Source organism: Streptomyces sp. SD31 (assembly GCF_052068475.1).
Lineage (GTDB): Bacteria > Actinomycetota > Actinomycetes > Streptomycetales > Streptomycetaceae > Streptomyces.
Genome location: NZ_JBQHCX010000015.1, coordinates 155716 through 180837 on the forward strand (window position 1 = coordinate 155716; position 25122 = coordinate 180837).

18 protein-coding genes and 1 riboswitch are annotated in these 25122 nt (G+C 70.7%); of the genes, 8 read left to right on the plus strand and 10 right to left on the minus strand.

What is annotated here, in order from left to right; genetic code table 11:
* Positions 1-50: 50 nt before the first annotated feature.
* On the minus strand, positions 51-2900 hold the full coding sequence (locus ACTMVF_RS29735; protein WP_441274175.1) for a bifunctional acetate--CoA ligase family protein/GNAT family N-acetyltransferase: 2850 nt from the start codon (positions 2898-2900) through the stop codon (positions 51-53).
* Positions 2901-3078: 178 nt separating this feature from the next.
* Between ACTMVF_RS29735 and ACTMVF_RS29740 the strand changes: the two genes are divergently transcribed.
* Complete coding sequence (locus tag ACTMVF_RS29740) at positions 3079-3360, plus strand: HPr family phosphocarrier protein (RefSeq protein WP_016432192.1); 282 nt, start codon at positions 3079-3081, stop codon at positions 3358-3360.
* A 191-nt stretch (positions 3361-3551) separates the two neighbouring features.
* Here ACTMVF_RS29740 and ACTMVF_RS29745 read toward each other — a convergent pair whose 3' ends face one another.
* The 4 genes from ACTMVF_RS29745 to ACTMVF_RS29760 all read right to left on the minus strand — a co-directional run bounded on the left by ACTMVF_RS29745 (position 3552) and on the right by ACTMVF_RS29760 (position 8411).
* Positions 3552-4247, minus strand: coding sequence for a GntR family transcriptional regulator (locus ACTMVF_RS29745; RefSeq protein ID WP_441274176.1), 696 nt, complete (start codon positions 4245-4247; stop codon positions 3552-3554).
* Positions 4248-4477: 230 nt separating this feature from the next.
* Positions 4478-5263 (minus strand): M23 family metallopeptidase, encoded by a 786-nt coding sequence (locus ACTMVF_RS29750; protein ID WP_441274177.1) that lies wholly within the window; start codon positions 5261-5263, stop codon positions 4478-4480.
* Positions 5264-5276: 13 nt separating this feature from the next.
* Positions 5277-5439, minus strand: a riboswitch (cyclic di-AMP (ydaO/yuaA leader).
* 228 nt (positions 5440-5667) lie between these two features.
* The gene (locus ACTMVF_RS29755; protein WP_441274178.1) at positions 5668-7056 is read right to left on the minus strand and encodes a M16 family metallopeptidase; all 1389 of its coding nucleotides are present in this window, start codon (positions 7054-7056) and stop codon (positions 5668-5670) included.
* On the minus strand, positions 7053-8411 hold the full coding sequence (locus ACTMVF_RS29760; protein ID WP_441274179.1) for a M16 family metallopeptidase: 1359 nt from the start codon (positions 8409-8411) through the stop codon (positions 7053-7055). Before ACTMVF_RS29760 ends, ACTMVF_RS29755 begins: the two co-directional genes overlap by 4 nt.
* A 477-nt stretch (positions 8412-8888) precedes the next feature.
* On the opposite strand from ACTMVF_RS29760, the gene ACTMVF_RS29765 reads away from it, so the two are divergent.
* Positions 8889-11345, plus strand: coding sequence for a DNA gyrase/topoisomerase IV subunit A (locus ACTMVF_RS29765; RefSeq protein ID WP_441274180.1), 2457 nt, complete (start codon positions 8889-8891; stop codon positions 11343-11345).
* Here the strand turns inward: ACTMVF_RS29765 and ACTMVF_RS29770 are convergent.
* The gene (locus tag ACTMVF_RS29770) at positions 11342-12403 is read right to left on the minus strand and encodes a CobW family GTP-binding protein (RefSeq protein WP_441274181.1); all 1062 of its coding nucleotides are present in this window, start codon (positions 12401-12403) and stop codon (positions 11342-11344) included. The genes ACTMVF_RS29765 and ACTMVF_RS29770 overlap by 4 nt on opposite strands.
* Positions 12404-12792: 389 nt before the next feature.
* Between ACTMVF_RS29770 and ACTMVF_RS29775 the strand changes: the two genes are divergently transcribed.
* On the plus strand, positions 12793-13272 hold the full coding sequence (locus tag ACTMVF_RS29775; RefSeq protein WP_441274182.1) for a DUF6082 family protein: 480 nt from the start codon (positions 12793-12795) through the stop codon (positions 13270-13272).
* Between the two features lie 450 nt (positions 13273-13722).
* Complete coding sequence (locus tag ACTMVF_RS29780; protein ID WP_128430880.1) at positions 13723-13959, plus strand: hypothetical protein; 237 nt, start codon at positions 13723-13725, stop codon at positions 13957-13959.
* A 179-nt stretch (positions 13960-14138) separates the two neighbouring features.
* Here the strand turns inward: ACTMVF_RS29780 and ACTMVF_RS29785 are convergent, their stop codons facing one another.
* Positions 14139-15305 carry a citrate synthase/methylcitrate synthase gene (locus ACTMVF_RS29785; RefSeq protein ID WP_441274183.1) on the minus strand — a complete coding sequence of 389 codons (1167 nt, stop codon included), beginning with the start codon at positions 15303-15305 and terminating at the stop codon, positions 14139-14141.
* Between the two features lie 108 nt (positions 15306-15413).
* On the opposite strand from ACTMVF_RS29785, the gene ACTMVF_RS29790 reads away from it, so the two are divergent.
* The 4 genes from ACTMVF_RS29790 (at position 15414) to ACTMVF_RS29805 (ending at position 20301) form a co-directional block, all read left to right on the plus strand.
* On the plus strand, positions 15414-16673 hold the full coding sequence (locus ACTMVF_RS29790; protein WP_441274184.1) for a citrate synthase: 1260 nt from the start codon (positions 15414-15416) through the stop codon (positions 16671-16673).
* Between the two features lie 78 nt (positions 16674-16751).
* Positions 16752-17696, plus strand: a complete 945-nt coding sequence (locus ACTMVF_RS29795) for a sucrase ferredoxin (protein WP_441274185.1) — start codon at positions 16752-16754, stop codon at positions 17694-17696.
* A 251-nt stretch (positions 17697-17947) separates the two neighbouring features.
* Complete coding sequence (locus ACTMVF_RS29800; RefSeq protein WP_441274186.1) at positions 17948-19624, plus strand: ATP-binding protein; 1677 nt, start codon at positions 17948-17950, stop codon at positions 19622-19624.
* Positions 19621-20301 (plus strand): response regulator, encoded by a 681-nt coding sequence (locus ACTMVF_RS29805; RefSeq protein ID WP_441274187.1) that lies wholly within the window; start codon positions 19621-19623, stop codon positions 20299-20301. The genes ACTMVF_RS29800 and ACTMVF_RS29805 overlap by 4 nt, the downstream gene beginning before the upstream one ends.
* A gap of 154 nt (positions 20302-20455) precedes the next feature.
* On the opposite strand, the gene ACTMVF_RS29810 is transcribed toward ACTMVF_RS29805, so the two are convergent.
* The 3 genes from ACTMVF_RS29810 to ACTMVF_RS29820 form a co-directional block, all read right to left on the minus strand.
* Complete coding sequence (locus ACTMVF_RS29810) at positions 20456-22048, minus strand: solute symporter family protein (protein ID WP_441274188.1); 1593 nt, start codon at positions 22046-22048, stop codon at positions 20456-20458.
* On the minus strand, positions 22045-22506 hold the full coding sequence (locus ACTMVF_RS29815; protein ID WP_441274189.1) for a DUF485 domain-containing protein: 462 nt from the start codon (positions 22504-22506) through the stop codon (positions 22045-22047). The genes ACTMVF_RS29810 and ACTMVF_RS29815 overlap by 4 nt, the downstream gene beginning before the upstream one ends.
* Positions 22507-22752: 246 nt before the next feature.
* Complete coding sequence (locus tag ACTMVF_RS29820) at positions 22753-24876, minus strand: DNA gyrase/topoisomerase IV subunit B (protein ID WP_441274190.1); 2124 nt, start codon at positions 24874-24876, stop codon at positions 22753-22755.
* Positions 24877-25122 lie beyond the last annotated feature (246 nt).

The window sequence follows — 25122 nt, forward strand, 5'->3', positions numbered from 1 at the left end:
CGCCCATCCTACGGGGGCCCACTGACTGCGAGGCACCGATCGCCGCGGTCTCAGTACGTCGGGAGGGTCCTCGGCCCGAGGTCGTCGCGGGCGGGCGGTGGCGCGAGGCGTACGGAGGCGCCGAGCACGCTCACGCCGTGTGTGGCGACGACGACCGGCTCCAGGGTGACCGCGACGACCTCCGGGTGGTCGTCCACCAGCCGCGACACCCTCAGCAGCAGCTCCTCCAGGGCAGGCGTGTCCACCGGCGCGGAGCCGCGCCAGCCGAACAGGAGCGGTGCCGTCCGGATCGAGCGGACGATCGAGGTCGCGTCGCGGTCGGTGACCGGGATCAGCCGGTGCGCGGTGTCACCGAGCAGCTGCGAGGCGGCGCCGGCGAGCCCGAAGGACAGTACGGCGCCGGCCGCCGGGTCGATCACGGCCCGTACGACGGTGTCGACGCCGCGCGGTGCCATGCTCTGCACGACCGGCCGCAGCTCCTCCGGCCTGCCGAACAGCTCGGTCAACTCGGCGTACGCCCGCCGCAGTTGTTCTTCGTCGGCCAGGTCGAGCCGTACGCCGCCGAGGTCGGCGCGGTGGCGCAGATGCGGGGCGGTGGCCTTGAGGGCGACGGGGTAGCCGAGGGTGCGGGCGGCGTCGGCGGCGGCGTCGGGGGTGGGGGCGTGCAGGGCGCGGTGTACGTGGATGCCGTACTTGCCGAGCAGGTCACAGGTCTCGTCCGTGCCGAGCGTGAGCCCTTGCCCGCGCGCGAGCAGCCCGTCGATCAGCCGGGCGGCGCCCTTCTCGTCGATGTCCTCGTGCTCCGGCACCTTCCCGGGGTCGGCCGCCTCACGCCGCCACTGCGCGTACTTGACGGCTTCGGCGAGGGCGCGGACGGCTCGTTCGGCCGCGGGGTAGGCGGGAATGAGGCGGGGGGCGTTCTCAGCGGGGTCCGGCCGCTCGGGCGGTGTCTCGGCCGGGAAGTCCAGGGGGCGGAACGGGTGGGTGGCGCGGAGCCCGACGCGGGGCGCCGTCCTGCCCGCCTGTGGTGCGGTGCTCGCCGCGGCCGACAGGGCCTCCGCGAGACCGCCCAGCTCCACGTGCACCACCAGCACCGGCTTGCCCGGCACCCCCTCGGCCGCCGACCGCAGCGCCTCCGCCAGCTCCGCGTCCCCCGGCGACACCTCCCCGATCGCCGGGATCGCCGTCACCACCACCGCATCGCAGGTGTCGTCCGCCAACGCGCGCGACAACGCCGCCCGGAAGTCCGCGGCCGACGCCCCCGTCGTCAGATCCAGCGGCGGCAACGGCCGCAGTCCCTCGGACAGGCACGCGTCGTACGTCAGCAGCCCCAGCGACTCGGAGTTGCCCAGGATCGCCACGCGCGGGCCGGCCGGCAGCGGCTGACGCGCGAGCAGCAGCCCCGCGTCCACCAGCTCGGTGATCGTGTCCACCCGGATCACCCCGGCCTGCCGCAGCAGCGCGGACACCGTGGCGTGCGGCAAGCGCGTGGCCCGTACCGCGTGCCCCTGCGGCGCCGCGCCACCGTGCCGCGCCCCCTGCACCACGACCAGCGGCTTCGCAGCCGCCGTACGCCGGGCGAGGCGGGTGAACTTGCGCGGGTTGCCGATGGACTCCAGGTACATCAGCACGACGTCGGTGTCCGGGTCGTCGTACCAGTACTGGAGGACATCGTTGCCGGACACGTCGGCGCGGTTGCCGGACGAGACGAGGGTCGACACACCCGTGACCCCGGTGACCCCGCCGCCGCGCCGGTGCAGCCGGGACAGCAGCGCGATCCCGATGGCGCCGGACTGCGCGAACAGCCCGATGCGGCCCGGGCGGGGCATCTCGGGCGCCAGGGAGGCGTTCAGCCGTACGTCGGCGGAGGTGTTGATGATCCCGAACGCGTTCGGGCCGATGATGCGCATGCCGTACGCGCGCGCGTGCCGTACGAGTGCGCGCTGCCGCTCGCGCCCGTCGGGCCCGCTCTCGGCGTACCCGGCGGAGACCACGACCAGCCCCTGCACGCCGTGCTCGCCGCACTCGGTGACCACCTCGGGGACGTACTCGGCCGGTACGGCGACCACCGCGAGGTCGACGGGCCCCTCGATGTCCCGAACGGACCGGTGCGCGGGCACGCCGTCGAGCTCCTTGAGGTCCTCCGGGAACGCCTTGTTCACGGCGTACAGCGACCCCGTGAACCCGGCGTCCCTGATGTTGCCGAGGACGCTGCGGCCCACCCCGCCGGGCGTGCGGCCGGTGCCGATGACGGCGACGGAGCCGGGCACCAGCAGCCGCCGCACGGACCGCGCCTCGGCGCGCTGCTCGCGCGCGTACTGCACGGCGAGCGAGCGGTCCGTCGGCTCCAGGTCGAACTCCAGGCGTACGACGCCGTCCTCGAAGCTGCGCTTCTGGGTGTACCCGGCGTCGGTGAACACCTTGATCATCTTGGTGTTTGCGGGCAGCACCTCGGCGGCGAACCGGCGGATGCCCCGCTCGCGCGCGACCGCGCCGATGTGTTCGAGGAGGGCGGAGGCGACGCCGCGCCCCTGGTGGGCGTCCTGGACGAGGAAGGCGACCTCGGCCTCGTCGGCGGGTGCCGACGCGGGCATTCCGTCGGCGCCGATCCGGTCGTAGCGTACGGTTGCGATGAACTCGCCGCCCACTGTGGCCGCGAGTCCCACCCGGTCCACAAAGTCGTGGTGCGTGAAGCGGTGGACGTCCTTCGCGGACAGACGCGGGTAGGGCGCGAAGAAGCGGTAGTACTTCGACTCGTCCGACACCTGCTCGTAGAAGCTGACCAGACGCTCGGCGTCATCAACGGTGATGGGGCGGATGCGTGCGGTGCCGCCGTCGCGCAGCACCACGTCGGCTTCCCAGTGGGCGGGGTACTCGTGCCGGTCCGAGGCGCTCTGCATGGGGCCCAGAGTACGGCTCGCGTCCGACAACGGCGCGAGGCAGTCTGTGGAGGACGTATGTCGGGTCGAGGCCGCGACCCGACGGCCGCCTCAGGAGGGGCGTTTTGTCCCTCCCGGCATGCTTCACGGGTGTGGGAAACTGGTCTAGACAACCCTGAACACCGAAGGGCAGCATCACATGGCTGAGCGCCGCGTCAACGTCGGCTGGGCCGAGGGCCTTCACGCCCGCCCCGCTTCCATCTTCGTCCGGGCCGCCACGGCCGCAGGTATCCCGGTGACGATCGCCAAGGCCGACGGCAACCCCGTCAACGCGGCCTCCATGCTGGCCGTTCTGGGCCTGGGCGCCCAGGGCGGCGAGGAGATCGTCCTCGCCTCCGACGCCGAGGGAGCGGACGCCGCCCTCGACCGCCTGGCGAAGCTGGTCTCCGAGGGCCTCGAGGAGCTTCCCGAGACGGTCTGAACGACCTGAGCGGTCCTGTGGAGCAAACGGTGAAGCCGCGTCTGCCTTTCCGGCCGACGCGGCTTCGCTGTTTTCGGGCAGGCGGCCACGCTTTTGAGGCGGGCAGCCGCGAGAATTAACGGCGGCACCCGAAAAAGGGCAGCGGGAATTCCCCGCCACCGAATATCACCTCTTTGTATACGGCGCCCGTGTTAATGTCGCAGGCTCGGCATGTTTACGGGATGTTGCGAATTCCTCACACGGTCCGCGCGGTCACCGGGGGAACCGAACCGCAGTCGGTGCGCGGAGATCGCGCGCTCGGTGTGCACCGCCGTGATCGCGCGGGCGCGATCACTGTCGCCGCGCGCCACCGCGTCCACGATCGCACCGTGCTCGGTCCAGGACTCCACGGGATTGACCGGCGCCTCCACCGCGTACATCCAGGCGATCTTGTGCCGCAGCTGGGTCAGCATCGAGGTCAGGGCGGGGCTGCCGCAGGCCTGGGCGAGCGTCTCGTGGAACCAGCCGCCCAGGGAGCGCAGATCCTCGCTGTTGCCCCGCCTGGCCCGCTCCTGGCCCAGCCTGACCAGGCCGCGCAGCACCTTCAGATGGGCCTCGGTGCGCCGCTGGGCGGCCCGGGAGGCGCCGAGCGGCTCCAGCAGGGTGCGCATCTCCAGCAGGTCGGCGGCCTCCTGCTCGGTCGGTTCGGCGACGCACGCGCCCGCGTGCCGCCGGGTCACCACGAAGCCCTCGGCCTCCAGGGTGCGCAGGGCCTCCCGCACGGGGACGCGGGAGACGCCGTAGCGGCGTGCGAGGAGTTCCTCGGTGAGCCGGCTGCCGCGCTCGTGGACACCGGCGACGATGTCGTCCCGGATCGCGGTGCATACCGAGTGCGCCGGAATACGCATGACCGACCTCCGCCTTAATCCCCGTGAAACGTCGACGAATGACGTGTGTTCAGTGACTCTATTGCAACCTGCTGGAATTTCCGATGGCGGGTCGGAATCCATGGATATTTTTTGGACAGCGGGTCGTCCGAAACGCCGAAAGCCCCGGCTCGGGGAGCCGGGGCTTCGGGGAGACCGTCCGCGGGGTGAGTCCTCGGGGAGAGCGGCCTCGGGGAGGCGCGGTGGAGGCGTCAGACGTTCACGCCGTGCGAGCGGAGGTAGGCGACGGGGTCGATGTCGGAGCCGTACTCCGCCGTCGTGCGGGCCTCGAAGTGCAGGTGCGGTCCGGTGACGTTGCCGGTGGCGCCGGACAGGCCTATCTGCTGGCCGGGGGTGACGGTCTGGCCCACCGAGACGCCTATGGACGACAGGTGGCCGTACTGGGTGTACGTGCCGTCGTTCATCTTGATCACGATGTTGTTGCCGTACGACCCGCCCCAGCCGGCCTCCACGACGGTGCCGGAGCCGACCGCGTGGACGGAGGTGCCGCTGGCGGCGTGGAAGTCGACGCCCGTGTGGCTGCCGGAGGACCAGACGGCGCCGCCGGCCTTGTAGCCGGTGGAGACGTACGAGCCGGAGATCGGGGCGACGTAGGACAGCAGGCGCTTGCGCTCGGCCTCACGGGCGGCGCGCTCCTTGGCCTCGCGCTCCTGCTTGGCCTTCTCGGCCGCCTTCTTGCGCGCGGCCTCCTCGGCGGCCTTCTTCCGGGCCGCGGCCTCCTCGGCGGCCTGCTCCTGGGCGGCGGCCTGGGCGTCGATCTGGTCGGCGATCGAGTCCTCGATCGTGACGACGGGGATGAGGCCGGTCTGCTCGGCGGCGGGTTCGGCGGCGAGCGCCGGGGCGGCGAGGGTGCCCATGACGCCGGTGGCGGTGAGAGCGGCGACGCCCGCCGCGCGGGCGGTGGAGCGTTCGAACCGGCTGGGGCGACGGTGCTTCCCGGTGGGGCGGTTCTTCCCGGTGGCGCAGGTGAACGCCATGTAGTGGCTGGTCCTTTCCTTCCTTCTCGCCTACCGGGTTAGCTGACGGGTTCGGAGCAGGAAGGTCTCCTACGGACCCCCTCGCGGCTGCGCGGGCGCCCGATTCACCCCAGGGACTACGGTGGGTCCCCGGCTCCCCTGGCTCGCGCCGTACGGGGACTCGGCGATGGCTGTCCGGTGCCGCGGGCGCGGCGCACTGCCTGACGGACAGCCCGGAAGACGCTAAGCGGCGCGACTTTCAATCCCCAAACGGATCGCGACTTTTGTAGCGCATCCCACAGGCCAGACGGGCAACCTTTCCCTCAATTCGGGCATAAAGGGGCCCTGGTGGCTTCGAAGTCACCAGGGCCCCTTACGCGCGCGTGCCGTCGCCCGGCGCGGTGTCCGGGCGCGGTGTGGGCCTGCTACTCGGCGGCCACGACGGTGACTTCGCCGATGCCGAGGGCCTCGACGGGCTCCCGGATCTCGGCCGCGTCGCCGACGAGGATCGTCACCAGACGGTCCACCGGGAAGGCGTTCACGGCCGCCGCGGTGGCCTCGACGGTGCCGGTCGCGGCGAGCCGCTGGTACAGCGTCGCCTGGTAGTCGTCGGGCAGGTGCTGCTCGACCTGGTCGGCCAGCGTGTTCGCCACGGAGGCGGCCGTCTCGTACTTCAGCGGCGCCACCCCGACGAGGTTCTGCACGGCGAAGTCCCGCTCGGCGTCGGTGAGCCCCTCGTCGGCGACGCCGCGCAGGACCTTCCAGAGGTCGTCCAGCGCCGGACCGGTGTTCGGGGTGTCGACGGAGCCGCTGATGGCGAGCATGGCCGCGCCCGTGCCGTCCGGGGTCGAGCGCAGGACCTGCCCGAACGCGCGCACGCCGTAGGTGTAGCCCTTCTCCTCGCGCAGGACCTTGTCCAGGCGGGAGGTAAGAGTGCCGCCGAGGCAGTACGTGCCGAGCACCTGCGCGGGCCACACGCGGTCGTGCCGGTCGGGGCCGATGCGGCCGATCAGCAGCTGCGTCTGCACGGCGCCGGGGCGGTCCACGATGACGACGCGCCCGGTGTCGTCCGCGGTGACCGGCGGAACGGGCCGGGGCTGGGCCGGGGAGCCGGTCCAGGCGCCCAGGGTGTCGCCCAGCAGGGCGTCGAGGTCCACGCCCGTGAGGTCGCCGACGACCACGACGGTGGAGGTGGCGGGGCGCACGTGCCGCTCGTAGAAGGCGCGTACGGCCGCGGAGTCGATGCCCGCGACGGTGTCCTCGGTGCCCTGGCGCGGGCGGGACATGCGCGAGGTCGCCGGGAACAGCTGCTTGGAGAGCTCCTTGGCGGCGCGGCGCGAGGGGTTGGCCAGCTCGTGCGGGATCTCGTCGAGGCGGTTGCGCACCAGGCGCTCGACCTCGGCGTCGTCGAACAGGGGCGCCCTGAGGGCGTCGGCGAGCAGACCGAGCGCCTTGGGCAGGCGGGAGACCGGCACCTCGAGGCTGACGCGGATGCCGGGGTGGTCGGCGTAGGCGTCGAGCGTGGCGCCGCAGCGCTCCAGCTCGGCGGCGAACTCCTCGGCGGTGTGCTTGTCGGTGCCCTCGGAGAAGGCGCGCGCCATGATCGTGGCGATGCCGTCCAGGCCCTTCGGCTCGGCCTCCAGGGGCGTGTCCAGGAGCACCTCGACGGCGATGACCTGCTGGCCGGGGCGGTGGCAGCGCAGGACCGTCAGGCCGTTGTCCAGCTTGCCGCGCTCGGGCGCCGGGAACGCCCAGGGCCGGGCCTCGCCGGCCTCGGGCTGCGGGTGGAACTCCATGCTGGCGAGCTCGGTCACTGCGCCGACTCCTCGTTCTCGTCAGTGTTGTCGGCGGCCTTGAGGTCGTCGGCCTCGGCCGCGGTCGGCTCGTACACGAGCACCGCGCGGTTGTCGGGGCGCAGGCGGGCCTTGGCGACCGCCTGGACCTCCTCGGCGGTGACGTCGAGGACGCGCTGTACGGCGGTGAAGGCGAGCTGCGGGTCGCCGAACAGGACGGCGTACCGGCACAGTTCGTCGGCGCGGCCCGCGACGGTGCCGAGCCGGTCCAGCCACTCGCGCTCCAGCTGGGCCTGCGCGCGCTCCATCTCCTCGGCGGTGGGGCCCTCCGCGGCGAAGCGGGCGAGCTCCTCGTCGACGGCGGCCTCGATGACGGGGACCTCGACGTCGCCGGAGGTCTTCACGTCCAGCCAGCCCAGGGAGGGCGCTCCGGCCAGACGCAGCAGTCCGAACCCGGCCGCCACGGCCGTACGGTCGCGGCGGACCAGGCGGTTGTAGAGGCGGGAGGACTCGCCGCCGCCGAGGACGGTCAGCGCCAGGTCGGCCGCGTCGCACTCGCGCGTGCCGTCCACCGGGAGCCGGTAGGCGGCCATCATCGCGCGCGCGGGGACGTTCTCCTCGACGACCTCGCGCAGCTGCTCGCCGATGATCTCGGGCAGCGAGCCGTCGCGCGGCTCGGGCTTGCCGTCGTGGGCCGGAATGGAGCCGAAGTACTTTTCGACCCAGGCGAGCGTCTGCTCCGGGTCGATGTCGCCGACGATGGACAGGACGGCGTTGTTGGGCGCGTAGTAGGTGCGGAAGAACGCGCGCGCGTCCTCCAGGCTGGCCGCGTCCAGGTCGGCCATCGAGCCGATCGGCGTGTGGTGGTACGGGTGCCCGTCCGGGTAGGACAGGGCCGTCAGCTTCTCGAAAGCGGTGCCGTACGGGACGTTGTCGTAGCGCTGGCGGCGCTCGTTCTTGACGACGTCGCGCTGGTTCTCCAGGCCCTCCTCGTCGAGCGCCACCAGGAGGCTGCCCATGCGGTCGGCCTCCAGCCACAGCGCGAGCTCCAGCTGGTGGGCGGGCATGGTCTCGAAGTAGTTGGTGCGCTCGAAGCTGGTGGTGCCGTTCGGCGAGCCGCCCGCGCCCTGGACGAGCTCGAAGTGGCCCGTGCCCTTCACGCTCCCCGAGCCCTGGAACATCAGGTGCTCGAAGAGGTGGGCGAGTCCGGTACGGCCCTTGACCTCGTGGCGGGAGCCGACGTCGTACCAGAGACAGACCGCGGCGACCGGCGTGAGGTGGTCCTCGGAGAGCACCACGCGCAGGCCGTTGGCCAGGCGGTGCTCCGTCGCGGTGAGGCCGCCGGATTGTGCCTCCGGTGTGGCCGTGTGACCCATGGGCAAGGTGTCCTTCCGGTCGCGTGCACTGCGTTGTGTCGAGCAGTTCGTACTCAGTTCCTGCCACTGTATGCAGCGTCCGAAGGGTCGGCGAAGTTCCCGGTCGGAACACCGTGTCCATACGACGGTGAACGTGGGCGGGAACGCCGAACAGGACAGCGCTCGGGCACAGCTCGCCATCCCCTCCCGCCTGCCCGCTGCCGCATGACTTCGGACAGTGCCCGCCGATCACTCCGGCGAGTGAACGGTCTCGCGGCGCGCGCTTGCCTTCGCGCAAGCGGGGCCTCGACCAGGGCCGTTGGCGCCCCGCCGCTCCCCTCTGTCGCAGGGAGGGCCCGGCGTCGGCGACACTTCTCGCACGCCGGGCGGGAGCCCAACATCGGGTCCTGGTCGGTGGTTGTCAGTGCCGCGGTCCACAATGGTCCGCGTCAGATCCCGCAAACGCTCGAGCGACCAGAACCAGAGGAGCCGGCAGCGATGGCCCGCCGCAGCACGAAGATCCCGCCGCCCGACGACTCGTACGAGGAGAAGATCCTCGACATCGACGTCGTCGACGAGATGCAGGGCTCCTTCCTCGAGTACGCGTACTCGGTCATCTACTCGCGCGCCCTGCCGGACGCCCGCGACGGCCTCAAGCCGGTGCACCGCCGCATCGTCTACCAGATGAACGAGATGGGCCTGCGCCCCGACCGCGGCTATGTGAAGTGCGCCCGCGTCGTCGGCGAGGTCATGGGTAAGTTGCACCCGCACGGCGACGCGTCGATCTACGACGCCCTGGTGCGCATGGCCCAGCCCTTCTCGATGCGCGTCCCGCTGGTCGACGGGCACGGCAACTTCGGCTCGCTGGGCAATGACGACCCGCCGGCCGCCATGCGGTACACCGAGTGCCGTGCCGCCGAGCCGGCGAGCCTGATGACGGAGTCCATCGACGAGGACACCGTCGACTTCAACCCCAACTACGACGGCCAGGAGCGGGAGCCGGTGGCGCTGCCCGCCGCCTTCCCGAACCTCTTGGTGAACGGCTCGTCGGGCATCGCGGTCGGCATGGCCACCAACATGCCGCCGCACAACCTCGCCGAGGTCATCGCGGCCGCCCGCCACCTGATCCGCTACCCGAACGCGGATCTGGACGCCCTGATGAAGCACGTCCCCGGCCCCGACCTGCCCACCGGCGGCCGTATCGTCGGCCTCTCCGGCATCCGGGACGCCTACGAGACGGGCCGTGGCACGTTCAAGATCCGTGCCACGGTGTCGGTGGAGACCGTCACGGCGCGCCGCAAGGGCCTCGTGATCACCGAGCTGCCCTTCGCGGTCGGCCCGGAGAAGGTCATCGCCAAGATCAAGGACCTGGTCGGCTCGAAGAAGATCCAGGGCATCGCCGACGTCAAGGACCTCACCGACCGCCAGCACGGCCTGCGCCTGGTCATCGAGATCAAGAACGGCTTCGTGCCCGAGGCGGTCCTGGAGCAGCTCTACAAGCTGACGCCGATGGAGGAGTCCTTCGGCATCAACAACGTCGCGCTGGTCGATGGCCAGCCCCTCACCCTGGGCCTCAAGGAGCTCCTGGAGGTCTACCTCGACCATCGCTTCGAGGTGGTACGGCGCCGCAGCGAGTTCCGCCGCGGCAAGAAGCGTGATCGACTGCACCTGGTCGAGGGTCTGCTCACGGCGCTGCTGGACATCGACGAGGTCATCCGGCTGATCCGGTCCAGCGAGAACTCCGCGCAGGCCAAGGAGCGCCTGATGGAGCGCTTCTCGCTGAGCGAGGTCCAGACGCAGTACATCCTGGACACCCCGCTGCGCCGCCTCACCAAGTTCGACCGTATCGAGCTGGAGGCGGAGAAGGACAAGCTCAACGCGGAGATCGCGGAGCTGACCCGGATCCTCGACTCGGATGCGGAGCTGCGCAAGCTGGTCTCCTCCGAACTGGCCGCGGTGGCCAAGAAGTTCGGCACCGAGCGGCGTACGGTCCTGCTGGAGTCGGCGGGCACCCAGGTCTCGGCGGTACCGCTTCAGGTGGCGGACGACCCGTGCCGGGTGCTGCTGTCCTCGACGGGTCTGCTGGCCCGTACGGCGAACGGCGACCCCTTCGCGGAGGACGGCGACGCGAAGCGCTCCAAGCACGACGTGATCGTCTCGGCGGTGCCGGCCACGGCCCGCGGCGAGGTGGGCGCGGTGACGTCCACGGGCCGGCTGCTGCGGATCAACGTCATCGACCTGCCCCAGCTGCCGGAGACGGCGTCGAGGCCGAACCTCGCGGGTGGCGCGCCGCTGTCGGAGTTCGTCTCCCTGGAGGGCGACGAGACCGTGGTCTGCCTGACCACGTTGGACGAGTCGTCCCCGGGCCTGGCGGTCGGCACGGAACAGGGCGTGGTCAAGCGTGTGGTGCCCGACTATCCGACCAACAAGGACGAGTTGGAGGTCATCACTCTGAAGGAGGGCGACCGGATCGTCGGCGCGGTCGAGCTGCGCACCGGAGAGGAGGACCTGGTCTTCATCACGGACGACGCGCAGCTGCTGCGTTACCAGGCCTCGCAGGTCCGCCCGCAGGGCCGCGCCGCCGGCGGCGTGGCGGGCATCAAGCTCGCGGAGGGCGCGAAGGTCATCTCCTTCACGGCGGTGGACCCGGCGGCCGACGCGGTCGTCTTCACGGTCGCGGGCTCGCGCGGCACGCTGGACGACTCGGTCCAGACGACGGCCAAGCTGACCCCGTTCGACCAGTACCCCCGCAAGGGCCGCGCCACGGGTGGCGTTCGCTGCCAGCGGTTCCTGAAGGGCGAGGACTGCCTGTCCGTGGCCTGGGCGGGCGCCGCACCGGCACGGGCCGCGCAGAAGAACGGCACTCCGGCCGATCTTCCGGACATGGACCCGCGCCGCGACGGCTCCGGTGTGTCGCTGCCGAAGACGGTGGCGGTGGTGGCGGGTCCGGTCTAGACCTGCGGGACGTCGAGGTCCTGGTCCTCAGGGTCTCGTACGTAGCGGAGGACGCCCCACATGCCGTGCTCGTCGGTGTGTGGGGCGTCGCTCTTGCACGCCTCGAGCTCCTTGGCCAGGGACGCGGCATCGATGCCGGCGCCGATGAGGACGAGCTGGGTCAGGCGCGCGTCCCCGCCGGTCCACGGCTCCGGGTAGAAGCGCAGGAACCGCCCGACGGCGTGCACGGCGTAACGGTTCGCGGCGTCGTACGGGCCGAAGTCGACGTACCCCTTGATCCGGTACAGCCCCTCCGGCCTGCTGTCCAGGAACCCCATCAACCGGCGCGGGTCGAGGGGGACTTCGGAGACGAAGGACACGCTGTCGTAGCCGGCGTGCAGGTGGCCGCTGTGATCCTCGTCGGGCTCATGCAGATCATCGAAGGACAGCTGCCCGATACGCTCCTCGCTGGGCCGGCAGTCGAAGAGGAACTCGGGGTCGATACGGCCGTAGGTGGCGGGGACCACGGCGGCGCGGTCGGTGAGGTCGCGGACCAGCCCGAGGACGCGCACACCGTCGCCCGCCCGGTCGAGCTTGTTGACCACGACGAGGTCGGCGAGGGCGAGGTGCCGGTCGATCTCGGGGTGCTTCGCGCGCGTGTCGTCGAACTCGACGGCGTCGACGACCTCGACGAGCCCGCCGTACACGATGCCCGGATGTTCACTGGCGAGCACCATGCGCACGAGTTCCTGGGGTTCGGCGAGCCCGCTGGCCTCGATGACGATGACGTCGATGCCGGTGGACGGCCGGGCGAGCCGCTCCAGGTAGATGTCCAGCTCACTCGCGTCGACCGCACAGCACAGGCAGCCGTTGCCGAGGGAGACGGTGGAGTCGCCGAGCGCGCCGGCGACGGCCATGGCGTCGATCTCGATGGCGCCGAAGTCGTTGACGATGGCGCCGATGCGGGTGCCGCCGCTGCGGTGGAGGAGATGGTTGAGGACAGTCGTCTTACCGGAACCGAGGAATCCGGCGAGTACGACGACCGGAATCTGCTGCGGACCGGTGCTCGGCTGGCTCAACGTGCGACCTCTCTCACGCCGACGGGTGCACCGGCTCGCGGGGCGGCGCACGTACGAGGATTGAATGCCGACCCAGGATACGAGCCGGAAGAAACACCGCGAAGTGAACGATTGTTAGCAGCACTTGCCGGGCAGACGTTGGGCAAGGCGCCGGAGCGTGCGACCCTCGCTTCCCTCCGTGCGCCTCCTCTCCGCCTCCCCGCCGATCAGAGCCGCTCGGCACTCTGGGAGACGGCAAGCGCCGCCCACCGCTCGCCGGTCCCCTCCCGTCGACCCGCACCCCGACGACCGGCGGACGGCCGCCTGATTCGGGGGTTGACATGGCCACACGGAAGCGTTTTGCACGGAGGCTGGGTTCCGCCACGCTCACTTTCCTGGCTGCCACGAGCGTGACGCTGGCAGCGCAGCAATGGCGGTCGGAGAAGGCACGTCTGCACGAGAGGCAGCTGGAGCTCGAGGAACTGGCCATCCGGCGAACGGCTCTGGCCCATCAGCAGCGCATGCACTGGGAGTTGCTGGTGAGGGCGATCGACGATCCCTCCCTCGCCGCCGTGATCGACACGTACGACCAGAGCATCCCGGCGGAGCGGCGTCGGCAGTTCTTCTACGCCAACGCTTGGTACGTCCACCTCTACCACCTCTACCAGGCGGAGCTTCTGGACCGGGAGGAGCTGTACACGCGTCTGCGGGAGTTCTTCCAGAGCCCGGTCTTCCGCGAGTACTGGGAGGCGTCGCGGCATATGCGAGCCAGCCTGGACGACTCGTCCGTGGAGGCCCAGCTCGGGCACATGGTGGATGGGCTCGTCCGGGACCTCGACGAATCCGACACGGATGAGTGGTGGGTGGTCGGCGATCCGCCGACGGACTGACCGGAGCGGCGTGCGACGCGGGAGCGGTAACAACGAGGCCGTGAGAGCGCGACGGGCTGACGTCTGCGCAAATGACCCCGCGGTCAACCCGGTACCTCCGTACATCCCTTCGGGTTCACAAGCCGCGTTCCCCACTCATGACCTTCCTCCGGAAGGCCGGTCTTCAAGTGCAGGCTGAAAGATCGGTGGCGGATCCACGTACGACGGCACGTCTCCTCGGAGCGCGTGTGCGCGGCTTGCGCGCACGTCCCCTCGGAGCGCGTCTGCGCGGCTTGCGAGATCTCGCCAGGAGCCCAGCAACAACGAACCCACTCATCGCCGAAGTCAATCGGCACGGCGGCCAGGTACGACCGGGTGACATTTCGCCAACGAGCCGCGAGGGGCTGTGAAACACCAGTAACCTGCTCCCCACCAGTATGGCCAGCTCTTTGTTCCTAAGGACCGGTACCTTTGAAGATCGTGCGCCGCATCGGTGTGCCTCCCAGCGCCCGAGGCAGTAGTTCAGGAGCTACCTGCCCGGATGTGTTCGAACTCAGCGACGGCAACTTCGCCGTCATCGGCACCGAGGCCACCGAGGCGCTTGACCCGGAACTGCCCGCAGACGCCGCCCGCGCCGACTACGAGCGCATCGTCATCGTCAGCCGGGAGACCCTCATCCGCGCCAAGGCAGACATCCCCGACGCCTGAGACCACCGCACGAGGACGCGTCCACCCCAGACCCGTACCGTCACGCTCCCCCGGCCGCGCGCAACCATTGAGCGAGCCGGGCCACCGACCCGGCGAGCAGCCGGAACCCCGTCACTGCTCGATCCCCACATGAGGCCTGGCGCCAGAAGCACCAGGCCACACGTATGCCAGGGCCCGCGTCAGGCAGCCGTCGGCACCTTCACCGGCGCCCCCGGCCCCACGTACCGCGCAGCCGGCCTGATGATCTTCGAGTCCTGCGCCTGTTCCAGGATGTTGGCGCTCCAGCCCACGACCCGCGCGGCGGCGAATGTCGGTGTGAACATCTCTCGCGGCAGACCGCACAGCTCCATGACCACGCCGGCGTAGAACTCTACGTTCGTGTACAGCTCGCGCCCCGGCTTCAGCTCGGCGAGTATCGCCTCCACGCGGCGTTCGACCTCCACGGCGAACTCGACGCGCGGGCCGCCGAAGCGCTGGGCGAGTTCGCGGAGCATCCGGGACCGCGGGTCCTCGGTCCGGTAGACGGGATGACCGAAGCCCATGATGCGGTCGCCGGCGAGGACTCGTTCGCGGATCCAGGAGTCGATGCGGTCGGGGGTCCCGATCGCGTCCAGCGTGTCCAGCGCGCGACTGGGCGCACCGCCGTGAAGCGGCCCGGACAGCGCACCCACGGCTCCGACGAGGCAGGCCGCGACATCGGCGCCGGTGGAGGTGATGACGCGAGCCGTGAAGGTTGACGCATTGAATCCGTGATCAATGGTTGAGATCAAGTATTGCTCGATCGCCCGGGCGCGTTCCGGATCGGGCTCCGATCCCGTCAACATGTACAGGTAGTTCGCCGCGTACGACAGATCCTCACGCGGCTCAACAGGATCAAGTCCCCTGTCCAGTCGGTGCAGTGCGGTGAGCAGCGTCGGTACGACCGCGGCCGCCACGAGGCCGTCCTGGCGGCGCTGGTCGGCATCGATGTCGTACACCGGGCGGAAGCCCTTCGCCGCGCCGAGCAGGGACAGCGCCGTGCGCAGACCGGCCAGTGGGCCGGACCGTCCGCTGGCCGCCGCGATCGCAGGCAGGGCCGCCCGCACCTCGTCGGGCAGCTTCCGCAGCGCGGCGGTCTCGGCGGCGAAGGCACCGGCGCGTTCGGCGTCCGGCAGTTCACCATGGACCAGGAGATGCCAGACGTCCTCGAAGGGGCGGGTCTGCGCGAGTTCGACGGCCGAGTACTGGCGGTAGTGGTAGAAGCCCTCGAGCCCCCGCACGTCCCCGATCTCGGTGTCGGTGACGACGACGCCCGCAAGCCCACGGGGCACATCGACGAGCGCGGCTGCTGACCTGTTGACGGACATGATTCCTCCCTGGACTTGATTCGACTGTCCATGCTTGACTGTTTCTCTGTCAATATTGATTGAATCAATACGTGGATCAATGTGCTGCGTCCTGGATACGGTGACCCCATGCGCGATCAAGAACCCGACCCCGGCCCCGCGGTGCGGCGGCTGACCACCCAGGAGGCCGCCGAGCTGCTCGGCGTGAAGCCCGAGACCGTGTACGCGTATGTGAGCCGCGGTCACCTCAGCAGCCGCCGCGTGCCCGGCGGCCGGGGCAGCACCTTCGACGCGCAGGAGGTGGAGACACTCGCCCGGCGCAACAAGCGGGAGGGCGCGGGCGGTTCGGGATCGGGCGGTGAGTTGTCCGTACGGACCCGCCTGACCTTCATCGACACCGACCGCTACTACTTCCGGGGCGTGGACGCCACCGAACTGGCCGCCCGGCACTCCTACGAGGAGGTCGCCGAGTGGCTATGGACCGGCCGATTGCGCCGAGGCGTCACGTTCACCGCCCCCGAGGCCTCCGTCGCCGCCGCCCGTAGCGCCGCCGACGGCCTGCCCGAGCACGCCGGCCCCACCGACCGGTTGCGGGTCGCGGCGATCGCCGCCGCGGCCACGGATCCCCTGCGCTTCGACCTGTCCGAGGAAGCCGTACTCGGCACCGCGCGCACCCTCATCCCGACTCTCGTGGCAGCCCTCACGCCCGCGCGCTACGCCTATCGCGACGAGGGCTCACTCGCCCTCCGCCTGTGGGGGCAGCTGAGCGCACGGTCCGCCGACGAGGCCGCGCTACGGATACTGGACACCGCACTCGCCCTGCTCGTCGACCACGACCTGGCCGCCTCGACCCTCGCCGTGCGGGTCGCCGCGTCGGCCCGCGCACACGCCTACGCGGCCGTCTCCGCCGGGCTCGGAGTGATCGAGGGCCCTCTGCACGGGGCAGCCAGCGGCCTCGCCCACAAGCTGATCATGGAGGTGCTCGACCGGGGCGACGCCGGGCCCGTCATCGCCGAGGAGCTGCGGGCCGGCCGACGCATTCCGGGGCTCGGTCACCGGCTCTACGCCGGCGAGGACCCACGCGCGCGTGTCCTGTTCGAGCTCCTGGAGGAGATCCCCCGCTCCGCGCCCGCCCTCGCCGCGGCCCGCGACATCGTCGCCACGGCCGCCCGCCACACCTCGCTGCACGCCAACGTCGACCTGGCCCTGGCCGTGTTCACGGCGTCCTCCGCCATGCCCGCCACGGCAGGCGAGACGATCTTCGCCGTGGCACGTACCGCGGGCTGGATCGCCCATGCGCTCGAGGAGTACGGGGAGCGACCGCTGCGCATGCGGCCGAGCGGGCACTACACAGGTCCCAAGCCGCCTCAGCCGCTGCCTGACTCCTGAGCAGGCGCTCGGCCCTTGCCCGAGCAGGACACAGCCCTCGAGGAGTCACCCGACTCAAGTCAGGTTAGGCTCACCTCTGTGAGTACGTGCTCAACCGTCTCGCAGGACCTCGACGAGCCCATCGCGGGGACCGCGGCGACCGCGACGACCTGGCTGCTGCTGGAGCAGCCCGGCCCGTGGGGTGCCAAGGCGCTCACGCAGAGCCACCTGGATCCCGCGCTGGGCCGCGCCCTGGAGGCTGCCGCGAAGGGCACGGGCGTACGCGTGGCACTGATTCGCCGCCCGGGCCGGCACGCCGACTGCGGGGCCCCCGCCGAACGCCAGGTTTACGCGGCCCACACCGTGCCCGGAAACGTCTGGCTGCACGCCGCCACGACGCACGACCCGGAGCAGTTGCTCGACCTGGACTTCGCCGCCCTCGGCATGGGTGATCACCACACCTTCGACTCGGCACTCCAGGGGCGGCCCCACACAGGCGACCCGCTCGCGCTCGTCTGCACCAACGGCAAGCGGGACCGCTGCTGCGCACTCCTCGGCCGACCTCTCGCGGCCGAGCTCGCCGCCTCCGGAGTGGAGGGCGTCTGGGAGGTCACCCATCTGGGTGGACATCGGTTCTCACCGACGTTGCTGGTGCTGCCGTACGGCTACGCGTACGGCCGGGCGCAGGCCCACGCCGTCAAGCAGGTCCTGCACAGCGTCCAGAACGGACGGATCACCGTCGAGGGGTGCCGCGGGAACTCCGCCTGGGAGCGACCGGGCCAAGCGGCCGAGCTGGCCGTGCGCTCGGCTGCGGGCGAGTACGCCGCGGAAGCGCTGCGCGTCGTACGGACGGACGGCGCGGCCCCGCGTTGGGAAGTGACGGTCGCCCACGTGGACGGCCGCCACTGGCGGGTCGTCGTGGCGCAGGGCGCGTCCGTGCCACCTCGCCCCGAGAGCTGCGGTACGTCGGTTCTCGGCTCGCCCGCGCGTATGGACGTGGTGGCGGTGCGCGAGCTCACGGTGGCGACGGCACTCGCGAGTTGATCAGGTGCCTGAGTGGTTCTCGTCTTGATCGGGTGCACAGGGCCGCTCGTGAGTTGATCAGGTGCCTGAGTGGTTCTCGTCTTGATCGGGTGCACAGGGCCGCTCGTGAGTTGATCAGGTGGACGGGGTGGGGCTTGAGTTGATCAGATGCACGGAGCCACCCCACATGCTCCGAGCCCCCGACATCGATCAAGAGATCCACGTCACACCCCACTACGGAACCCTCAGTTCGCCCACGTACCGTCATGGGTATGAGCCCCACTCCCCCCGCACGTCGCCTGCGCCTCGGTCTGCCCCGGCGGATGTTCGCGCAGGTGCTGCTGATGCAGGTGGCGATCGCCGCGGGAGTCGCGGTGCTCGCGACCGGGCTGTTCCTCGCTCCGCTCAGTGACCAGCTGGACGATCAGGCGATGCGCCGTGCGCTGTCGATCGCGCAGACCACCGCAGCCCAGCCGCAGATCGCCGAGGATCTGGTGAGCACGCGCGCGACGGCCGACGGGCCGGTCCAGCGGGAGGCGGAGCGGATTCGCAAGGCCACCAAGGCCGAGTATGTCGTCGTGATGAACCGGCGCGGCGTGCGCTGGTCCCACCCCACCCCGGGGGAGATCGGCAGGATCGTGTCGACGGACCCGGGTCAGGCCCTCGCCGGCCACGAGGTCATGCAGATCGACGACGGCACGCTGGGCCGCAGCGCCCGCGGCAAGGTGCCACTGCGCGACGGCGACGGCACGATCGTCGGGGCGGTCTCGGTCGGTATCGCGTACGACAGCGTGCGGGCCCGGCTGCTGCACGCGATCCCCGGGCTGCTCGCGTACGCGGGCGGTGCCCTCGCGGTCGGCGCGCTGGCCGCCTGGCTCATCTCCCGCAGGCTGCAGCGGCAGACGCGGGACCTGGCCTTCTCGGACATCTCGGCGCTGCTCGCGGAGCGCGAGGCGATGCTGCACGGCATCCGGGAGGGCGTCGTCGCCCTGGACCGCGGCGGCCGTATCCGTCTCCTCAACGACGAGGCTCAGCGCCTGCTGGGCATCGGTGACGAGGCCGTCGGCCGGTCCCTCGACGAGGCACTCGGCGAGGGCCGTACGACCGACGTGCTGGCCGGCCGGGTGACGGGCACCGATCTGCTCACGGTCCGCGGCCAGCGCGTCCTGGTCGCCAACCGCATGCCCACCGACGACGGCGCCGTCGCGACCCTGCGCGACCGCACCGAGCTGGAGCAGCTCGGCCGGGAGCTGGACTCCACGCGCGGCCTGATCGACGCCCTGCGCGCCCAGGACCACGAGCACGCCAACCGTATGCACACGCTTCTCGGGCTGCTCGAACTGGAGATGTACGACGACGCCGTGGAGTTCGTCGGTGAGGTGGTCGGCGATCACCGGGCCACCGCGGAGCAGGTCGCCGAGAAGATCCAGGACCCCCTGCTCGCCGCCCTCCTGGTCGGCAAGGCGACCGTGGCGGCCGAGCGCGGCGTCGCGCTGCACCTGTCGGACCGTACCCGGCTGCCGGACCGGCTGGTCGACCCCCGGGGGCTCGTCACGATCGTCGGCAACCTGGTGGACAACGCGCTGGACGCCGTCGCGGGCACGCCGCACGCGCGCGTGGAGGTCGAAGCACGCGCCGAGGGACGCACCGCGATCCTCAGGGTGCATGACACAGGGCCGGGAATCCCCGAGGAGCAACGAGAGTTGATCTTCACCGAGGGGTGGTCCACCAAGAAGCCGCCGGCCCACCGCGAACGCGGCATAGGGCTCTCCCTGGTGCGTAGGCTCGCCGAACGGCAGGGCGGCACCGCGACGGTGGGCGAAGCGGCGGGCGGTGGCGCGGAGTTCACCGTGGTCCTGCCCGAGGCGCTGGCCGAGCCGGACCTGGAACCGACCGCCCTCACCGTGCCGTCAGCCGCGCAGCGCAGCGCCGAGGAGGAGTCGCGATGATCGAGGTCCTGGTCGTGGACGACGACACGCGCGTGGCGCGGGTCAACGCCGCTTACGTCGAGAAGGTGCCGGGCTTCCATGTCGCAGGCGAGGCGCACAGCGCGGCCGAGGCGCTTCGCCAGGTGGAGGAGCTGCCCCGCCTGGACCTGGTCCTCATGGATCACTATCTGCCCGACGGGACGGGCCTGTCGGTCGTCCAAGAGATGCGCCGACGTGGCCTCCAGACCGACGTGATCATGGTGACGGCGGCCCGGGACGTGTCGACGGTGCAGGCGGCGATGCGGCACGGGGCGCTGCAGTACCTGGTGAAGCCGTTCGCCTTCGCGGGCCTGCGCGCCAAGCTGGAGGCGTACGCGGAGCTGCGCCGCACCCTGGACGGCGGCGGCGAGGCGGAACAGGCCGAGGTGGACCGTATCTTCGGCGCCCTGTCCGCGTCGTCGGAGCCCGATCTGCCCAAGGGCCACTCCCCCACCACGGCGGAACTCGTGCGCCAGTCCCTGATGAACGCCGAAGGCCCTCTGTCGGCCCAGGAGATCGCCGAGCGGACGGGGGTGAGCCGCCAGACCGCCCAGCGCTATCTCAAGCTCCTGGAACGCACGGGACGGGCCCGCCTCACCCTCAAGTACGGCGACGCGGGCCGCCCGGAACACCGTTACGTGTGGGCGACCCGCGCCTGAGGCACGGCCCGTGGGGGCGGGGGAAGGAACCGTGCCACTCCTTCATACGGATGCCGGCCGCGCAAATATCAGCCGACCGCCCGGAAGGACAGCCGCATCGCGAACGTCGTACGGCGGTGAAAGCGGCGCCGCCCCGAACCGCCCCCTCCCCCGCCTAAACCGCTCCCGCCCCCGTCAGCGACCGCACCTCGGTCTCCGCGTGCTTGGCCTCGTCCGGCATCTCGGCCGAGGTGACCGTGCCGAGCCAGCCCGCGACGAAGCCCAGCGGGATCGAGACGAGGCCGGGGTTCTGCAGGGGGAAGTACTGGAAGTCGACGCCGGGGAACAGCGATTCGGGGCTGCCCGACACCACCGGCGACAGCAGCACGAGAACCACGGCCGGGATCAGGCCCCCGTACACCGCCCATACGGCGCCGCGCGTGGTGAAGTCCCGCCAGAACAGCGTGTAGAGCAGCACCGGCAGATTGGCGGACGCGGCGACGGCGAAGGCGAGCCCGACCAGGAAGGCGACGTTCAGGTCGCGGGCCAGCAGCCCGAGGGCGATCGCGACCACGCCGATGCCGACCGCGGCGACCCGCGCCACGGCCACCTCTCTGCGGGGCTTGGAGCGCCGACGGCGTAGCGACGCATACAGGTCGTGGGCCGCGGAGGCCGAGGAGGACAGCGTGATGCCGGCGACCACCGCGAGGATCGTGGCGAAGGCGATGGCGGCGACCACGGCGAAGAGAACCGTTCCTCCCGTGGAATGCGCGCCGCCGCCGAGATCGAGCGCGAGCAGCGGAACCGCGGTGTTCCCGGCCGCGTTCGACCCGCGCACGGCCTCGGGCCCGACGATCGCGGCGGCGCCGAAGCCCAGGACGATCGTCATCAGGTAGAAGCCGCCGATAAGACCGATCGCCCAGACAACCGAGCGCCGGGCCGCGCGGGCGGTGGGCACCGTGTAGAAGCGGGACAGGATGTGCGGCAGCCCGGCGGTCCCCAGCACGAGCGCGAGCCCCAGGCTGATGAAGTCGAACCGGGCCGTCCAGTCCCCGCCGTACTTCAGCCCGGGTGCCAGGAACGCCTCGCCGTGACCACTGCGCTCGGCCGCCGTGAGTAGCAGCCGGTCGAAGTCGCCGTGGAAGCGCACCAGGACGAGCGCGGTCAACGCGACGGTGCCGCCAAGCAGCAGGACCGACTTGACGATCTGGATCCAGGTGGTGGCCCGCATCCCTCCCCACGACACATAGATCACCATGAGCGCACCGACGCCGATGACGGTCCAGGCCCGCGCCGCCTCGCCCCCGCCCCCGAGCAGCAGCGCGACCAGGGTGCCCGCGCCCACCATCTGCGCCACCAGATACAGAACGGACACGGTGACCGAGGAAGTTCCCAGCGCGATCCGCACGGGGCGCTCGCTCATCCGCGCGGCGACCACGTCGGCGAGCGTGAACCGCCCGCAGTTGCGGACCAGTTCGGCGACGAGGAACAGCACCACCAGCCAGGCCACGAGGAAGCCCACCGAGTACAGCATCCCGTCGTAGCCGAAGAGAGCGATGAGCCCGGAGATGCCGAGGAAGGAGGCGGCCGACATGTAGTCACCGGCGATGGCAAAACCATTCTCCATGGGCGAGAAGAGCCGGCCGCCCGCGTAGAACTCCTCCGCCGAACCACGCCGGTTGCGGCTCACCCATGTCGTGATCGCCAATGTGATCGCGACGAACACGCTGAACAGGAGCAGCGCCAGAGTCTGATGGTCACCCGTCACACGGCACCGTCCCTTGCGACGCGCGTCAACTCCTGGGTGTCCCAGCGCAGTTCGAGCGCGGCCCGATCCCGGCGCAGCCGCGCATGGCGGGCGTAGGCCCAGGTGAGCAGGAAGGTGCTGAGGAACTGTCCGAGCCCGGCGAGCATCGCCACGTTCACAGCGCCCGCCACGGGCCGGGCCATCAGTTCCGGCGCGGTCGTGGCGGCGACGACATACGCCACGTACCAGGAGAGGAACACAGCGACCGCCGGCACCACGAACCCGCGGTAGCGGCTGCGGACTTCCTGGAAGGCCGCGCTGCGCTGTACCTCGAGGTACACGTCGGCCGCTGCCGGCGGAGCGGCGTCCGGAGCATCCGAGACGTCCGACTCCCCCCACCCGGAGGCGAGCGCGTCGTACCAGGGATCGTCGTACCGCGCACTTCTGGCGTCGCGGGGACGACCGTCGCTTGAGTACATGCCCAAGCATGGACAGAACGGAAAGATCCCCGGCTCTTCTTCTCCGCGCGCTTCACCCCATCAGGTGATTCGCCCGCCGAAGCCGCATATGGCGTACCCGCCCGCAAGCCGCCAACGGCGAGTGCGTCCCACGGGGGCCACCCGCACCGGACGACGAAAGCCGCCCGGGCGGTGCCGGTGGGAACCCCAATGAGGTGCCGAAGGCGAAGCCGAGGCCGAACAGCCGGCCCAAGCCCAGCGCAGCGGCTACGCGTCGATACGCGACCGATCCAGCGTCGCCGCCGAGCTGGAGATGAACTCCTTGCGCGGCGCCACGTCATTGCCCATCAGCAGATCAAAGACACGCTCGGCGGCCTCCAGGTCGGTGAGGCTGATCCGGCGCAGGGTGCGATGGCGCGGGTCCATCGTCGTCTCGGCCAGCTGGTCGGCGTCCATCTCACCGAGACCCTTGTACCGCTGGATGGAGTCCTTGTAGCGGATGCCCTTGCTCTGGAACTCCATGAGCTTGTCGCGCAGTTCACGGTCCGAGTACGTGTAGACGTACTTGTCCTGCCCCTTCTTGGGCTGGATGAGCTCGATCCGGTGCAGCGGCGGCACCGCCGCGAACACCCGGCCGGCCTCGATCATCGGACGCATGTAGCGCTGGAACAGCGTCAGCAGCAGCGTCCGGATGTGGGAGCCGTCCACATCGGCGTCGGTCATCATGATGATCTTGCCGTAGCGCGCCGCGTCGATGTCGAAGGTCCGGCCGGAACCTGCTCCTATGACCTGAATGATCGCCCCGCACTCGGCGTTCTTGAGCATGTCGGTCACGGACGACTTCTGGACGTTGAGGATCTTGCCTCGGATCGGCAGCAGCGCCTGGAACTCGGAGTTCCGGGCCAGCTTGGCGGTGCCGAGCGCGGAGTCTCCCTCGACGATGAACAGCTCGCTGCGGTCGACGTCGTCGCTGCGGCAGTCCGCGAGCTTGGCGGGCAGCGACGAGGACTCCAGCGCCGTCTTCCGGCGCTGCGCGTCCTTGTGCTGGCGGGCCGCGATACGCGTGCGTGCGGCGGCGACGGCCTTCTCCATGACGACCCTGGCCTGGGCCGCGGCATCCCGCTTCGTGGACGTCAGGAACGCCTTGAGCTCCCTGGAGATCACGGTGTTCACGATGCGTCGGGCCGCCGACGTGCCCAGGACCTCCTTGGTCTGGCCCTCGAACTGCGGCTCGGCGAGACGGACCGTGACGACCGCGGTGAGGCCCTCCAGGGCGTCGTCCTTGACGATGTCGTCCTCGGCGACACGCAGCAGCTTCTTGGCGCGCAGCACCTCGTTCATCGTGCTGGTCACGGCCGTCTCGAAGCCCGCGACGTGCGTGCCGCCCTTGGGGGTGGCGATGATGTTCACGAACGACTTCAGGGTCGTGTCGTACCCGGTGCCCCACCGCATCGCGACGTCGACGTCGAGTTCGCGGGTGACCTGGGTGGGGGTCATCTGGCCGTGCTCGTCCAGGACCGGGACCGTCTCCTTGAAGGTGCCCTGGCCGCCGAAGCGGAGGACGTCGCAGACCGGCTTGTCGGCGGCGAGGTACTCGCAGAACTCGCTGATGCCGCCGTCGAAGCGGAAGGACTCCTCGCCCTTGCTGCCGCCCTCGCCGAGGCCGAGCTCGTCACGGACGACGATGGTGAGACCGGGCACCAGGAACGCGGTCTGGCGGGCGCGCTGGTGCAGATTCTCCAGGGAGAGCTTGGCGTCCTTGAGGAAGATCTGGCGGTCGGCCCAGTAACGCACGCGCGTGCCGTTGCGCGTCTTCGGGATCTTCTTGGTCTTGCGCAGACCGCCCTTGGCCTCGAACTTGGCGTTCGCGCCGTCTGCGGCGAAGGCTCCGGGAACGCCACGCCGGAAGCTGATGGCGTGGGTGTGACCGCTGCGGTCCACCTCGACGTCCAGCCGCGCGGACAGGGCGTTGACCACGGAGGCGCCCACGCCGTGCAGACCGCCGGACGCGGCGTACGAACCGCCGCCGAACTTTCCGCCGGCGTGCAGCTTGGTCATGACGACCTCGACGCCGGACAGGCCGGTCTTGGGCTCGACGTCGACCGGGATGCCCCGGCCGTTGTCCCGGACCTCCACGGACCCGTCGTCGTGGAGGATCACCTCGATGTGGTCGCAGTACCCGCCGAGGGCCTCGTCGACGGAGTTGTCGATGATCTCCCACAGGCAGTGCATCAGGCCGCGGCTGTCGGTCGACCCGATGTACATGCCCGGGCGCTTGCGTACGGCCTCGAGCCCCTCGAGGACGAGCAGGTGCCGCGCGGTGTAGTTGGACCCGTCCCGGTCTGCTCCTGCCAGCAGCGCTGTGGACGGCACGGACGTCTCGGCGGTCACGCGGTTCGCTCCTCGCTGAATTTCATATGGGGCCCCAGTGGGTAAGGGCGCGGCTTCGGTCGCCGTCAAGAGGGTACCGAGGCCTGGTAGAGCCGTTGTAACGCCACCCTCGTGTGGAACACAGACTAGTCCAGAGTCGTATGCGTGTTCGATCCCTCGATGGGGTGAAGTACATATCACGTTCCCTTCCAGGCATGAACCATTTAGGCTCCGGGCACGTCCTCATGAACAAACCGGCAAGCCAGC

What these genes read in the sequence shown, in the direction of transcription:
- ACTMVF_RS29760 (WP_441274179.1), bottom strand. Translation starts at nt 8,411, where the DNA reads ATGGGTCACACGGCCACACCGGAGGCACAATCCGGCGGCCTCACCGCG.
- ACTMVF_RS29735 (WP_441274175.1), bottom strand. Translation starts at nt 2,900, where the DNA reads ATGCAGAGCGCCTCGGACCGGCACGAGTACCCCGCCCACTGGGAAGCC.
- ACTMVF_RS29805 (WP_441274187.1), top strand. Translation starts at nt 19,621, where the DNA reads ATGATCGAGGTCCTGGTCGTGGACGACGACACGCGCGTGGCGCGGGTC.
- ACTMVF_RS29765 (WP_441274180.1), top strand. Translation starts at nt 8,889, where the DNA reads ATGGCCCGCCGCAGCACGAAGATCCCGCCGCCCGACGACTCGTACGAG.
- ACTMVF_RS29785 (WP_441274183.1), bottom strand. Translation starts at nt 15,305, where the DNA reads ATGTCCGTCAACAGGTCAGCAGCCGCGCTCGTCGATGTGCCCCGTGGG.
- ACTMVF_RS29790 (WP_441274184.1), top strand. Translation starts at nt 15,414, where the DNA reads ATGCGCGATCAAGAACCCGACCCCGGCCCCGCGGTGCGGCGGCTGACC.
- ACTMVF_RS29740 (WP_016432192.1), top strand. Translation starts at nt 3,079, where the DNA reads ATGGCTGAGCGCCGCGTCAACGTCGGCTGGGCCGAGGGCCTTCACGCC.
- ACTMVF_RS29815 (WP_441274189.1), bottom strand. Translation starts at nt 22,506, where the DNA reads ATGTACTCAAGCGACGGTCGTCCCCGCGACGCCAGAAGTGCGCGGTAC.
- ACTMVF_RS29745 (WP_441274176.1), bottom strand. Translation starts at nt 4,247, where the DNA reads ATGCGTATTCCGGCGCACTCGGTATGCACCGCGATCCGGGACGACATC.
- ACTMVF_RS29750 (WP_441274177.1), bottom strand. Translation starts at nt 5,263, where the DNA reads ATGGCGTTCACCTGCGCCACCGGGAAGAACCGCCCCACCGGGAAGCAC.
- ACTMVF_RS29800 (WP_441274186.1), top strand. Translation starts at nt 17,948, where the DNA reads ATGAGCCCCACTCCCCCCGCACGTCGCCTGCGCCTCGGTCTGCCCCGG.